At 63.6% G+C, this 12,684-nt stretch carries 9 protein-coding genes and 1 pseudogene; all 10 read left to right on the top strand.

All coding sequences use genetic code 11. The annotated features are described in order from the left end of the window. Positions 1–99: 99 nt before the first annotated feature. Positions 100–465, top strand: a complete 366-nt coding sequence (locus tag A3AG_RS0105760) for a hypothetical protein (RefSeq protein WP_145987500.1) — start codon at positions 100–102, stop codon at positions 463–465. Positions 466–560: 95 nt separating this feature from the next. After that, entirely contained in the window at positions 561–1,883 is a 1,323-nt protein-coding gene (locus A3AG_RS0105755) for a TolC family protein (protein ID WP_081610695.1), read from the top strand. Next, entirely contained in the window at positions 1,880–3,355 is a 1,476-nt protein-coding gene (locus A3AG_RS0105750) for an efflux RND transporter periplasmic adaptor subunit (RefSeq protein WP_018004503.1), read from the top strand. Before A3AG_RS0105755 ends, A3AG_RS0105750 begins: the two co-directional genes overlap by 4 nt. Before the next feature lie 8 nt (positions 3,356–3,363). Then, complete coding sequence (locus tag A3AG_RS0105745) at positions 3,364–6,549, top strand: efflux RND transporter permease subunit (RefSeq protein ID WP_018004502.1); 3,186 nt, start codon at positions 3,364–3,366, stop codon at positions 6,547–6,549. Positions 6,550–6,765: 216 nt separating this feature from the next. Further along, complete coding sequence (tnpA, locus tag A3AG_RS0105740) at positions 6,766–7,281, top strand: IS66-like element accessory protein TnpA (RefSeq protein ID WP_018004501.1); 516 nt, start codon at positions 6,766–6,768, stop codon at positions 7,279–7,281. Further along, positions 7,257–7,607, top strand: coding sequence for an IS66 family insertion sequence element accessory protein TnpB (gene tnpB, locus A3AG_RS0105735; protein WP_018004500.1), 351 nt, complete (start codon positions 7,257–7,259; stop codon positions 7,605–7,607). Before tnpA ends, tnpB begins: the two co-directional genes overlap by 25 nt. Positions 7,608–7,639: 32 nt before the next feature. Continuing rightward, entirely contained in the window at positions 7,640–9,217 is a 1,578-nt protein-coding gene (gene tnpC, locus A3AG_RS0105730; protein ID WP_026163979.1) for an IS66 family transposase, read from the top strand. A gap of 461 nt (positions 9,218–9,678) precedes the next feature. Further along, positions 9,679–11,301, top strand: a pseudogene (locus tag A3AG_RS31415) (phage integrase family protein); the annotation flags it as partial. 350 nt (positions 11,302–11,651) lie between these two features. Next, the gene (locus tag A3AG_RS31410; protein WP_018004496.1) at positions 11,652–11,957 is read left to right on the top strand and encodes a hypothetical protein; all 306 of its coding nucleotides are present in this window, start codon (positions 11,652–11,654) and stop codon (positions 11,955–11,957) included. Between the two features lie 150 nt (positions 11,958–12,107). Then, positions 12,108–12,326, top strand: a complete 219-nt coding sequence (locus tag A3AG_RS33210; RefSeq protein ID WP_081610693.1) for a DUF2188 domain-containing protein — start codon at positions 12,108–12,110, stop codon at positions 12,324–12,326. The last annotated feature ends 358 nt before the right edge of the window (positions 12,327–12,684 follow it).

The raw sequence follows: 12,684 nt of genomic DNA, 5'->3' as shown, positions 1-12,684 counted from the left end.
CCTGTTGCGCGTTGTTTGCACAGAATAGCGGCCAGAATCTTCCAAAGCATGTCTGACCGCTGACTATCGACCCTCCAACCAGCCAACAAGACGCCCATCGTGCAACGCCTGCTTTCGCGATTCGTGGTTCGCATGGTCACGCTGCTGTTCATCCTGAACTGCGGCGCGAGCCTGGCTGCGTCGCACGAATGGCTGCATCACGAAATGGAGCACGCGCTGGAGGCTGCAGGGATGGATAGCCATGCGGCGGAAGAATTCATCATGGCGGTCGCCGAACCGGAGCATGATGACGACTCCGGCATTCCGCACGGCGCTTTGCACGCCTTCGCGCAACTGCCTGCCACGCTTGGCTCGGGCCTTACCGTTCCCATCCCGCTGATTGCACGCAGCGGTCCGCTGCCCGAGCGTTTCCATCTGTTAGCCGATCACCCGGACAGCCAACCATTCAAACCACCTCGCGCCTGAGGTCCTCCGGGCGCGGCTCGCCGCACGCGCACTGCCTTCGCCACACCCTGGCCGAGCCGGGAAGTGGCGCGTCTCCCTCGTTCCTGAATCACAACATGATTGCATTCCCATGCCCGCGTGGGCTGCGTGCGACTGCGTCGGCCGCGCTATGCCTTGCGCTGGCACCGTTCGCTCTTGCCCAGCAGCAGGCCGGTAGCGTTACAGCGCCCCCGAGCCTCGCATCCGTACAGACCTCCCTCACGCTGCAGGCCGCGCAGGATCGCGCGCTTGCGGCGAATCCATCGCTGCTCGCAGCTGAAAAGGATCGGCTTGCCTGGGACGGCACCGTGCGCCAGGCCGGCGCCTTTGCCAACCCCGAACTGTCCCTCGAGGGGGACGAACTACGTAGCGACAGCCGCACCGAAGCTATTCGCCTGATCCAGCCGCTCGACATCAGTGGCAAGCGCCGCGCACGAACCGCCGTCGCCGAGGCAGGACGCGACCGCACCGATGCCACCCTGGCGGCGCGGCGTGTCGAATTGCGCATAGCCGTCGCTAGCGCCTTTGTCGGCCTGCAGGAGGCAGAAGCGCTCGAGCGCCTGGCACAGCAAAAGGTGGATGTTTTCAATGAGTTCCGCGGTGCCGTCTCGCGCCGTGTCGAGGCGGGGAAGGTCTCGCCGATCGAGCGGGAAAAGGTCGGTTCGGAGGCCAGCCTTGCCCTGATCGAATCGCAGGATGCAGCGCAGCGCACCGCCCTGGCCCGCAGGCGTCTCGCCGGCCTGTGGGGACGCGCCGAGGCGCCGGATTTTTCGCACCTGAGCGGTCCGTTCGGCGAGCCGGCGGCACTGCCTGACCGGCAAGCCCTCCTGCAAGGAATGCCGCAGCGCCCGGAATACCTGGCGCGGCAACAGGCCATTCGCGAGCAAGAAGCGCGGCTGGAACTCGAGCGGGCGCGGCGGTTTGCCGACGTCACGCTCGCAGCGGGCGTCAAGCGCATCCACCAGCCGCCCAGCACCGGCCAGTCAGCGCAGAACACGCTGATGGTTTCAGTCGGCATTCCCCTGCCGCTGCTGGACCGCAATCAGGGCAATATCTACGAAGCCACCCAGCAGGTCGACCGCGCCAGGCTCGAAGCCGACGCCACGCGCAACCAGTTGCAGCTCAGGACACTGGAGCTGCTCGACGGCGTCGCCCTGGCAGGACAGGAGCTGCGGTCACTGCGGGATCAGGTTCTGCCCGCCTCTCGCGAGACCGTCCGTGCCGTGATGAAAGGCTACGAGCTTGGAAAATTCTCGTATCTGGAAGCCCTAGACGCCCAGCGCAACTACTTCCGCAACGAAGCGCTGTATATCGCCGCGGCGGCCCGCTATGAGCGACTGAAGAACGAAATGCTTGAAATCGCCGCGACGCCGACCAGTCAACAGTGGGATGCACAATGAAGACGAGATCCGCCATCACTCTTGCCGTAGTCACGCTCCTGCTGGGCGCCGCCGCGGGATACCAGCTTGCGCACCGCGGCGCCAGTCCCGGCGTTGCGGCCATTGCAGAAACCTCCACAGCGGAGGAGGCCGTACGGGGCCCGCACGGTGGGCGCCTGCTTGGTGACGGCAAGTTCCAGGTTGAAGTGACCATTTTCGAGCAAGGCGTGCCACCGCAGTTTCGCCTGTATCTGTATGAAGACGGCAAGCCGCTGGCGCCTGGCGCAGCCCAGGCCAGCATCACGCTGCAGCGGCTTNGCCGGCCGGCCGAGCCGATTGCCTTTCGCGTCGAGCGCGATTACCTGCGCGGCGACAAAGTCATCGTCGAACCGCATTCGTTCGATGTGAACGTGACGGCCAACTACCAGGGGAAGGCTTCTTCCTGGAAGTATTCGCAGGTGGAGGCCCGCGTCGAGATGGATGACGCGCAATTGAAGGAGGCCGGCGTGGACGTCCTGACCGCCGCTCCCGCGCGCATCCGTTCGGTGCTGGAGCTTCCCGGCACCGTCAAGCCTAACGCCGATCGCTTTGTGCCCTTGCTGCAGCAATTCAAGGGCACGGTGGTATCCATCCCCGTCGATGAAGGATCGCGCGTGCGGCGCGGCGACTTGCTGGCGGTCGTGGAGAGTCCCGAGGTGGGCGAGCTGCGCAGCACGCTGGCGGTGGCGCGGGACAAGGCACAGCTGTACCGGAAGACCGTCGAGCGAGAAGAAAAGCTGTTCGCCGAGCGCATCTCGCCGGAGCAAGACGTGCTGGCAGCACGACAGGCCTACCGGGAAGCGCAGATCGCGGCGAACGCGGCCGCGCGCAGTCTGGAAGCCATGCGTGTGACCGCTGGCGGCAGCGGCAACATCGCGCGCGTCGAACTGCGCGCGCCCATTGATGGCGTTGTGACCGCGAAGTCGGTCGCGCCGGGCCAGGCCGTCGATGCCGGGTCGGTGCTGATGTCGGTTGCCGATACCGAAACCGTCTGGGTCGAACTGCCCGTGTATCCGAAGGACATGGCCGCCGTACGCCCCGGTCAGGCGGTTGTCGTGAAATCGACCGACGGCTCCCTCGAGGCCGAGGGCAAGGTGGAAATGGTCAGCCCGCTGGCCGGCGAACAGACGCGCACCTCGACCGCACGCGTGGTCCTGCCGAATCCGAAGCGAGCCTGGCGGCCCGGTACCGTGGTGAACACCACGCTTACCACCGAGGAGCAGGAAGTCGCCGTGGCCGTGGACAAGAGCGCAATCCAGACGGTCCGCGACTGGAAGGTCGTGTTCGGCCGCTACGGCAAGTACCTGGAAGCCAGACCGCTGGAACTCGGCCGCAGCGACGACAAGATGGTCGAGGTCCTCGACGGCCTGACACCCGGAGAGAAATACGCCGCTGGCAACAGCTTCACCGTCAAGGCAGAGCTCGGCAAGGCCGGCGCAACGCACGATCATTGAGGCGCATCATGCTAGACAAACTCCTGAAGTTCTCGATCCGGCGCCGCTGGTTCGTGATGCTCGGCGTGCTGGCGCTGATTGGCATCGGCGTACAGAGCCTGCTGAAGCTGCCCATTGACGCCGTACCTGACATCACCAATGTCCAGGTCCAGATCAACACCGCCGCCGAGGGCTTTTCACCGCTCGAGGTCGAGCAGCGCATTACGTTCCCGATCGAAACGGTAATGGCGGGCCTGCCCAGGCTGGAATCGACCCGCTCCGTGTCGCGCTACGGTCTGTCGCAAGTGACGGTCATCTTCAAGGATGGCACCGACATCTACTTTGCGCGCCAGCTTGTCAACGAACGGATCACCGAGGCGCGCGAGCGCCTGCCCGCTAGCGTCACACCCACGATGGGTCCGATTGCCACTGGCCTTGGCGAGATCTTCATGTACACGGTCAAGGCCAGGCCCGGCGCGCGCAAGGAAGACGGGGCGGCCTACACGCCGACCGACCTGCGCGAAGTGCAGGACTGGGTCATCCGCCCGCAGCTTCGCACCGTCAAGGGCGTGACCGAGGTCAACTCGGTCGGCGGTTTCGTCAAGCAATTCCACGTCACGCCGAACCTCACCAAACTGGCTGGCGTCGGCCTGACCCTGGCCGACGTTTCCCGGGCGCTTGCCGAAAACAACGCGAACGTCGGCGCCGGCTACATCGAGCGCCAGGGCGAACAGTACCTGGTGCGTTCGCCCGGCCAGGTCGCCAGCCTCGACGAGCTGGCGACGCTCGTTGTCGACACTCGCGGCGGCACACCCATTCGCATCGGGGACGTGGCCACGGTGCACCTGGGGCAGGAACTGCGCAACGGTGCGGCCACCGAGAACGGGCAGGAAGTGGTGCTGGGCACGGTTTTCATGCTGATCGGCGAGAACAGCCGCACCGTCGCATCGGCTGCGGCGAAGAAGCTGGAAGAGATCAACAGCAGCCTTCCCGCCGGCATCGTGGCTGAAGCGGTCTACGACCGCACCACGCTGGTGGACCGGACCATCAACACCGTGAGCAAGAATCTGCTCGAAGGCGCTGCGCTGGTCATCGCCGTGCTCTTCGTATTGCTGGGCAACATGCGTGCGGCCATCATCACGGCGCTGGTCATCCCCCTATCGATGTTGTTCACGGTGACGGGCATGGCCAACAACAACATCAGCGCGAACCTGATGAGCCTTGGGGCGCTCGACTTCGGCATCATCATCGATGGCGCCATTGTTATCGTCGAGAACTGCATACGCCACCTGGCGGAGCGGCAGCGCGAGCTTGGGCGCCCGCTGACGCGCGAGGAGCGGTTCTCCGTTGTCTATGAAGCGTCGCGGGAGGCCCGCAAGGCCATCCTTTACGGCCAGCTGATCATCATGGTGGTCTACCTTCCGATCTTCGCGCTGACAGGGGTGGAAGGAAAGATGTTCCACCCCATGGCGATCACCGTCGTACTCGCGCTGGCCGGGGCCATCATCCTGTCGATGGTTTTCGTGCCCGCCGCCGTTGCCATGAGCCTGACGGGCGAGATCCACGAGGGGGAGAGCAACGCGTACGCAGCGGTGCGCAACTTCTACGCACGGCAGCTGGACCGTGCCCTGAGGCGGCCAGTGATCGCGCTGGGCATCGCCGGCCTGGCGCTTGCCATCAGCGGCGCACTCGCCATGCGCATGGGCTCGGAGTTCATCCCCAGCCTGAACGAGGGCGACATCGCACTGCACGCCTTGCGCATCCCTGGCACCAGCCTGTCGCAGGCAATCCAGATGCAAACGGCGCTTGAAAAACGGGTCAAGGCTTTCCCCGAGGTGGACCGGGTCTTTGCCAAGATCGGGACGGCGGAGATCGCCACCGACCCGGTACCACCGAGCGTGGCCGACAACTTCGTCATCATGAAGCCGCAGTCGGAGTGGCCGGACCCAGGCAAGCGCAAGGAAGTGCTGGTGGCCGAAATGGAGGCCGCGGTTAAGCGAATTCCCGGCAACAACTATGAGTTCACGCAGCCGATCCAGATGCGCTTCAACGAGTTGCTGTCTGGCGTCCGTGCCGATGTGGCATTCAAGGTGTTTGGCGACGACATGGAAACACTGGAAAGCCTTGGCAAACGGGCCGAGGCGGTCCTGAAGTCGATTCCGGGCGCCGCAGACGTCAAGGCAGAACAATTGACAGGCCTGCCGATGCTGTCGATCAACTTCGACCGTCAGAAGCTGGCACGCTATGGAATTACTCAAGCCAGCGCACAGCGCCTCGTCAATGCTGCAATCGGCGGGCAGAACAGCGGCACGCTGTTCGAAGGTGATCGCCGCTTCGATATCGTAGTGCGCCTGCAGGAGCATGTCCGGACCGATCCCGAGCGGCTCAGGATGCTACCCATCCCGATCGGCAATGGAGGTAATGGCGGCAATGCGGCGCCGAACTTCATCACGCTCGGTGATGTTGCGACGCTTGAAGTCACGCAGGGCCCCAATCAGCTGAGTCGCGAGAACGGCAAACGGCGTGTCGTGATCACCGCCAACGTGCGCGGACGCGATCTCGGCTCGTTCGTGCAGGATGCGCAGTCGCGCATGGCCAGTGAAGTCAAGCTGCCGGCTGGCTACTGGTCCGTCTGGGGCGGGCAGTATGAGCAGCTGCAATCCGCGTCGAATCGGCTCAAGATCGTGGTACCCGTTGCGCTTGGCCTGATCCTGCTATTGCTGTATGGGATGTTCGCGAGCGTCAAGGACGGGCTGCTGGTCTTTACCGGCGTGCCCTTTGCCCTCACCGGCGGCGTCATTGCGCTCTGGCTCCGCGATATTCCCTTCTCGATTTCCGCGGGTGTGGGCTTTGTTGCCCTGTCCGGGGTGGCGGTGCTGAATGGCCTAGTGATGGTTTCGTTCATCCGACAGTTGCGCGACGAGGGGAGACCTGTGCCGGAAGCCGTGCGCGACGGTGCGCTGCTGCGCCTTCGGCCCGTGCTTTGCACGGCGCTGGTGGCGTCGCTCGGTTTTATTCCAATGGCCATCGCAACCGGCGCCGGTGCCGAGGTGCAACGGCCGCTGGCAACGGTGGTGATCGGCGGCATTGTGTCCTCCACGCTGCTAACCCTGCTGGTACTGCCGCTCTTGTACCGCTGGGCTTATAGCCGGAGAGCGAAACAACAGGTACCCACGGAAGACGAAGATCGAAAGCTGGGGGGCATGCCGTCCTAGACCACAGAATCGTTATCTTGATCGAAAGACATGCCATGCGGGATGCTGGTCGGAGCAAACGCTGAACTAATCCAGCATTTGCAACCGCTGTGTGTACCGCATGGCACGGCGCTCCATGCGTGCATTTGACCGTAAGCAGTCATTCATTGACGCCCTACCAAGGTAATCGGTGAGTAGGGATGATGGTGTCCACCTACAACGAGGTGGACACCTACCATGGAAGAGAAGATCCCTGAACTCAGAGTCATTGAGTCACGTAAGGATGGCCGTCGCAAGTTCGACGAGCAAAGCAAGCGCACGCTGGTTGAGGCCTGCCTGAAGCCAGGCGTATCGGTCGCCCGGATGGCGCAGACCTACGGCGTCAATGCCAACCTGCTGCGCAAATGGATCGCGCGGTATCTGGTAGAACGAGAGCAGCAGGCCTGGGCCGGGCCTTCGCAGCAGCATCACGCACCGAGTGTGGACAGCCTTGACGAGGTTTGTCTCGATGTCCCTGCCCAGCCTGCCAGCGACGCCTTGGCAAGCAAGGCTCATGCTGCGTTTGTGCCGGTCGTCGCGGCACCTGCGCCATTGGCGACATCGCCACAACCCAGGGCAATGGCGGCCGCTGCTTTGCATGTGCGGCTTCCCAATGGTGTCGAGTTCGATCTGGGCGAGGCACACATTGGGGAACTGGCGGCGATCATTCAGATGCTTGGGAGGCTGCCGTGTTCCGGTTCGACGACAGCCTGAAGGTATTCCTGCATCGCGATCCCGTGGATTTCCGCGTTGGCATCAACGGCCTGTCGATCCTGGTCGAGCAGGCGATGTTGCTCAATCCGATGTCGCCGGCACTGTACGTGTTCGGCAATCGCCGACGCGACCGGATAAAAATTCTTGGCTGGGATCGCAACGGCTTCTGGGTCCTGATGAAGCGGCTGGAGGCAGATAGGTTTGCTTGGCCCGACGCAACTGACATCGTCAAGCTCACCGTCGAGCAGTTGCACTGGTTGCTGGACGGCATCGACATCGCAGTCATCAAGAAGCATCCCCAGCGCATATATGTGCGAACGAGCTGAACTCGCACACGGGCATGCCGGTCCAAGCCGACATGCCCGTCAACGTCACGATCACCGCTGAGGAACTCGAGGAGCTGCTCGCAGAACGCGACGCAGCGCGCCAGCTCCGCCTCGAACGTGAGGTACTTCAGGGTGAGTTGCGCCTGGTAAAGGCTGAACGAGATCTGGCAGAAGAACGACTGCGTGCCTATCGGCGCGAACTGTTCGGTGCCAAGAGCGAAGCGCGTGATGCGGGCCAGCTCGGGCTGTTCAACGAGGCCGAAGCACTCTCCGCCAACGCACAGCCTGCACAGGAAGACGTGCCCGGCACGAAGGTCGCCTCTCACACCCGCAAGAAGCGTGGACGCAAGCCCCTCGATCCCAATCTGCCACGTGAAGTGGTGCGTCACGACCTGCCCGAGTCCGAGCGCTTCTGTGCAAACGATGGCCACGCGCTGGTCGAGATCGGCGTCGAGATCAGCGAACAACTGGACGTGATCCCGGAACAGGTCCGTGTCATCCAGCACCAGCGCGTCAAGCGCGCCTGCCCGTGCTGCGATCTGGGCATCAAGGTCACGCCGGCCCCGCGGCGTATCATCCCCCGTGGCCTGTTCACCGAGTCGGCTCTTGCCTGGATTGCCACCGGCAAGTACCAGTTCGGCATGCCCCTGTATCGCCAGGCCGCATTGCTGCGCCGCTTCGGCGGCGACATCTCGGCGAATACCATCGCCGCCAGCATGGTGCGCGTGGGCCAGGCCGTGCAGCCGGTGATCAACCTGCTGCGCGACACGCTGCTTGAGTCTGACATCATCTACGGCGACGAGACGACCCTCCAGGTCCTGAAAGAGCCGGGCCGGCGACCACAGACGAAGAGCTACATGTGGGCGCAAATGAATGGCTGCGGGCCGCCCGTGCGCTTGTTCAGCTACGCGTCGGGACGCGGCGCCAAACACGCCAAGGAAATCTATGCTGGCATCCGTCCAGGTGCGGCGTTGATAACCGATGGCTACGAGCTTTACAACGGCTTGGCAATCGAGCACCAGCTCATTCACCTTGGTTGCTGGGCCCACGCGCGACGTGCCGTGATCAAGGCAGAGGAGGCTGTGCCCAAGGCCCTGCGCACGCCGCAATTGACGGCCACGCGCTTCATTAAACTCATCGGCAAGTTGTTCGCCGCGGAATCGCGCTCAGCCGACTGGTCGTCAGCGCGGCGACAGCGCCTGCGTCGGCGTTACAGCGCGTGCGTGCTGGCGGCCATCGAGGAACTACTGCTCGAACAGTTGCCAAACGTAGTGCCTGGCAGCCTGCTTGGAAAGGCGCTGCAATACCTGCATGGGCAGTGGCCCAAGCTCATTCGCTACGTCGAGAATGGGGATTGGCCGATTAGCACCAACGCGGTTGAAAACGCGATCAGGCCATTCGTGGTCAGCCGCAAAAATTTCCTGTTCTCGACCTCCGTCGCCGGCGCAAAGGCCAGCGCGAACCTCTACTCGCTCATCGAGACCTGTCGGGCCAATGGCATCGAGCCGTATCGCTATCTGACCTGGTGCTTCCAGCGCCTTCCGCTCGCACAAACCGCCGACGACTACATGGCGTTGCTGCCGTGGAGCATGCCTGCTGAGCCCAACTGAATCTTGCGCCTCACGCTGCAACTCTGAGGGGCGTCGTTAGAAGACTGCTTACATTTGACCTGGAAGACAGGGCAGGCGGGTGGTTGAAAGCAGCATGAAGTCGCCATGCCTCTCCGGCAAATATGCGGCTGGCCGGCGCTCGCTTGGATCACTGACACCAGCAATCCAAGAACCAAGGTGAGCACAGCCCGCGGCGCATAGCGCGGGTCCAGCGTTAGCTGGCCTTGTCCGCTGCTAATTTGCTTTAAAAATCAGTGGGTTGGATGAGATGCGGCGGATTTTCGAATCCCGGCCAACCCTTCGTTTATCTTCTTCTGCGTGCCACTCGCGTTGCGCGAATGAACCTCGCGCATCCCGGGGGGTGTGCCAATGAACCGGCAAGGTCTCGAAAAATGTAAGTACCGAGATAAGGGTTATTATCCTTGTACTGCTATTTTGGTACCAAACTCGCTCACGCCGAAATGCCCCGACACCTTCCCACCCCCGACGGCTTCCCGGACACCGCGGCACTGGCCGCGCTGCGCGCCTGGTACGAGGGGGCTTCTTCCCGACAGGCCGCCGCGCACTACCTCGCCGACCAGCTTGGCAATCACCTCGCTGCGGGCCAGTCGGCCCGCAGCCTCATCGGGCAGATCCGGCGGCAACTCGCCCACTACGCGCGCCAACGCCAGCGCCCCGATCTGGCGGCGCCGTTCGAAGGCCCGGCAGATCAACGTCAGCGCCATGCCAGGGCCGCGGCGCAGGCGGTCGAGCAACTGCGCACGCTGCCCCTTCCCATGCCGCAAATTAGCGACGACATTGCGCGATGGCTGCCGCCACGCGCGGTACGTGTCCTGCGCGCCGCAGAAATAGGTACGCTGGCCGATCTCACCGTGCGCATCCCGCGCCGGCGGCAATGGTGGACCGCCGTCCCTAGGCTCGGGCCCGCCAGTGCCCGGCGCATCGAGGCCTTCTTCGCCGCGCACCCGGCACTCACGGAACGCGCCCGCGCGCTGGTCGTTGCCGGGCAGCGGTCGGATGTCGCCCCGTGGGAGATCCTGCACGTGCCCCAGGACGTTGATGGTTCCGCGGGGGCGTTTCGCGCGCCCGTGTCAGGTTGCATCCTGGGCGCGGACAACGACTACGAGGCCATCCAGGCCTGGCTCGCGTTGCACGAAACCCCGGCCACCCAGCGCGCCTACCGCAAGGAAGCCGAACGGCTGATCCTGTGGGCCATCGTCGCGCGGGGCAAGGCACTGTCCTCGCTGACCACCAAGGATGCGACCGACTACCGCGCCTTCCTGCGCAAGCCGTCACCGCGTGAGCGCTGGGTCGGACCGCCGCGGCCGCGCACGGCGCCAGACTGGCGGCCGTTCGTGGGCAACCTGTCGGCCCGCTCGGTGGCGCAAGCGCTCGCAGTGCTCAGTGCCATGTTCCGCTGGCTCGTCGAGCAGCGCTATGTCGTCGCCAACCCCTTTGCCGGCATCAAGGTGCGCGGCAGCCAGCACACCAAGGCGGTGGCCACGACCCACGCCTTTACCGAAGGGGAATGGCTGCTGGTGCGCGCCATCGCCAATGGGCTCGAATGGTCGTACGGATGGGACGCCCTGGCGGCGCAGCGGTTGCGTTTCCTGCTGGACTTCGGCTATGCCACGGGGCTGCGCATCAGCGAACTGACCCAGGCCATGCTACGTAATGTCGAGGTCGACGCCGCCGGCGATCATTGGCTGCATGTCGTCGGCAAGGGCGGCAAGCCAGCCAAGGTGACCCTGACACCCTTGGCGCGCGTCGCGCTTGAGCGCCATCTGCAGGAGCGCGGCTTGCCGATCAGTCGCGCCCGCTGGGAACCCGCCACGCCGCTGGTCGGTAGCTTGGACGGGAGCGGGTCCGGCATCACGGCGCTACGGCTTTGGGAGGTCATGCGCCGGTTCTTCCGCCTGGCTGCGGAGAACCTCGCCAGCGATCACCCGCCGCTGGCCGAAAAACTCCGCCGCGCTACGCCCCACTGGATGCGGCATACCCACGCCACGCACGCGCTGGCCAAGGGCGTCGAACTCAGTGCCGTGCGCGACAACCTGCGCCATGCGTCGATTTCGACCACCAGTTATAGATCGTCTGGGCGGTGGGTTCGAATTCCTTGGCCAGGTCGTCCGACGTACGTCCGGCATGGACGAGGTCAATCATCTGTTGCCGAAACGCCGCGGCGTACGGCATACGATGCTCGTGCATATGGGCACCTAGCGGGCGGTTAAAGATAGGCAGTGTCCAAAAAAAACGGGTCAACTCCAGGGGTATCCCAAGTATCATGTAGCCACGAGAATAAAGGGGTTGCGAGTTGACCTCTCTCGGTACATCCCGTAGCCGCCTTGAGCGGGCTTTTTTTGTCCTACGGCGCCGGATACCGACGCCTTCGTCCCTGACCTATCATAGAACGTACTCATCGGTGGAGCTCATTATGCAAGCGGGATTAGAAGTCACGCGCAGCATAGAGGACGACCTCGCTGACCTGGACGAAACGGACCAGGCCATCCAGTACCTAGGAAAGCGCCTTGAAGCGCAGGAGCAGCGAATTGCGCAGTTGACGCGCGACGGAATCGACAGCACAAGCGCCGAGCAAATTCGAGCCAGCATCCGCGACAGCCTCAAGGAACTCATCATGCACCGCGCGCTTATCATTCACGCCCTTGCCCGCCGGGACGGAGTGAATGCCGGACACCGCACCGCATGGAGACCGGAATTCCCCCGGAACATCAAGGCGTGATGCATTTGTACAACCCTACCTCTTGAGTGGGGACTTGCTACGCAGGGCGTAGGTGGGCAATATCGATCCTGTCGAACGCGTTCGCCCGTCCGACTTTCGCTCGCCCTTAGCGGGCGCTTTCTTTCGGGCCCTACCTCGCTAGGGGACGATATGCAGGCGCGAATCATTCGCGTTATCCCAGCAGGCTCTGGTTGGGCGCTGGAATCCGGGAGCTTCTCCGTGCCTCAACAGTTTCCAACGTTGGAAGCGGCCATAGCGGCAGGATGGATCTTGGCCAAACGAGAGCGCGCGGAACTGCATATACACCGCCGAGACGGCGAGGTGCGCCTACGTGCGGCGGCCGGCGACGCACAGGAACCGCAGGGGTGACATCATGCCCGCGCGCAAGCATCCCGCATCGAGAAGCGGAAGATGGCGCTGCGGTTATTGCTGGCTGAGCCGCCGCCGGGGCTGCTTATGTCGATAGTGTCGCGCGTTCTTGTTCGTCACCAAAACTCAGAAGGCAGTGTTCGGCTTGCCGCCCAAGCAAAGCTCATTCAGTCAACTGGACTGCCGGCGGGTGGGGAGGGGGGCGGGGCTTGAAACAGGTGCATCGCCGATCTGCGGGGTGACTGAGGGTCCTTCAGAACGTTAAGACACTATGACTTTCCGTGAGGCAGAGGCTGGCCCGCCGTGAGGAATCAAACGCGGATTAGCATTGCTGCCAGAGCCGCATGGTGTGGACAGT

Source organism: Cupriavidus neocaledonicus, assembly GCF_000372525.1.
GTDB classification, from domain to species: Bacteria; Pseudomonadota; Gammaproteobacteria; order Burkholderiales; family Burkholderiaceae; genus Cupriavidus; species Cupriavidus neocaledonicus.
The sequence above is the reverse complement of the archived record's forward strand: the minus strand, read 5'-3'. Positions and strand labels throughout refer to the sequence as shown.

What these genes read in the sequence shown, in the direction of transcription:
- tnpC (WP_026163979.1), top strand. Translation starts at nt 7,640, where the DNA reads ATGCCCGTCAACGTCACGATCACCGCTGAGGAACTCGAGGAGCTGCTC.
- tnpA (WP_018004501.1), top strand. Translation starts at nt 6,766, where the DNA reads ATGGAAGAGAAGATCCCTGAACTCAGAGTCATTGAGTCACGTAAGGAT.
- A3AG_RS31410 (WP_018004496.1), top strand. Translation starts at nt 11,652, where the DNA reads ATGCAAGCGGGATTAGAAGTCACGCGCAGCATAGAGGACGACCTCGCT.
- A3AG_RS33210 (WP_081610693.1), top strand. Translation starts at nt 12,108, where the DNA reads ATGCAGGCGCGAATCATTCGCGTTATCCCAGCAGGCTCTGGTTGGGCG.
- A3AG_RS0105755 (WP_081610695.1), top strand. Translation starts at nt 561, where the DNA reads ATGATTGCATTCCCATGCCCGCGTGGGCTGCGTGCGACTGCGTCGGCC.
- A3AG_RS0105745 (WP_018004502.1), top strand. Translation starts at nt 3,364, where the DNA reads ATGCTAGACAAACTCCTGAAGTTCTCGATCCGGCGCCGCTGGTTCGTG.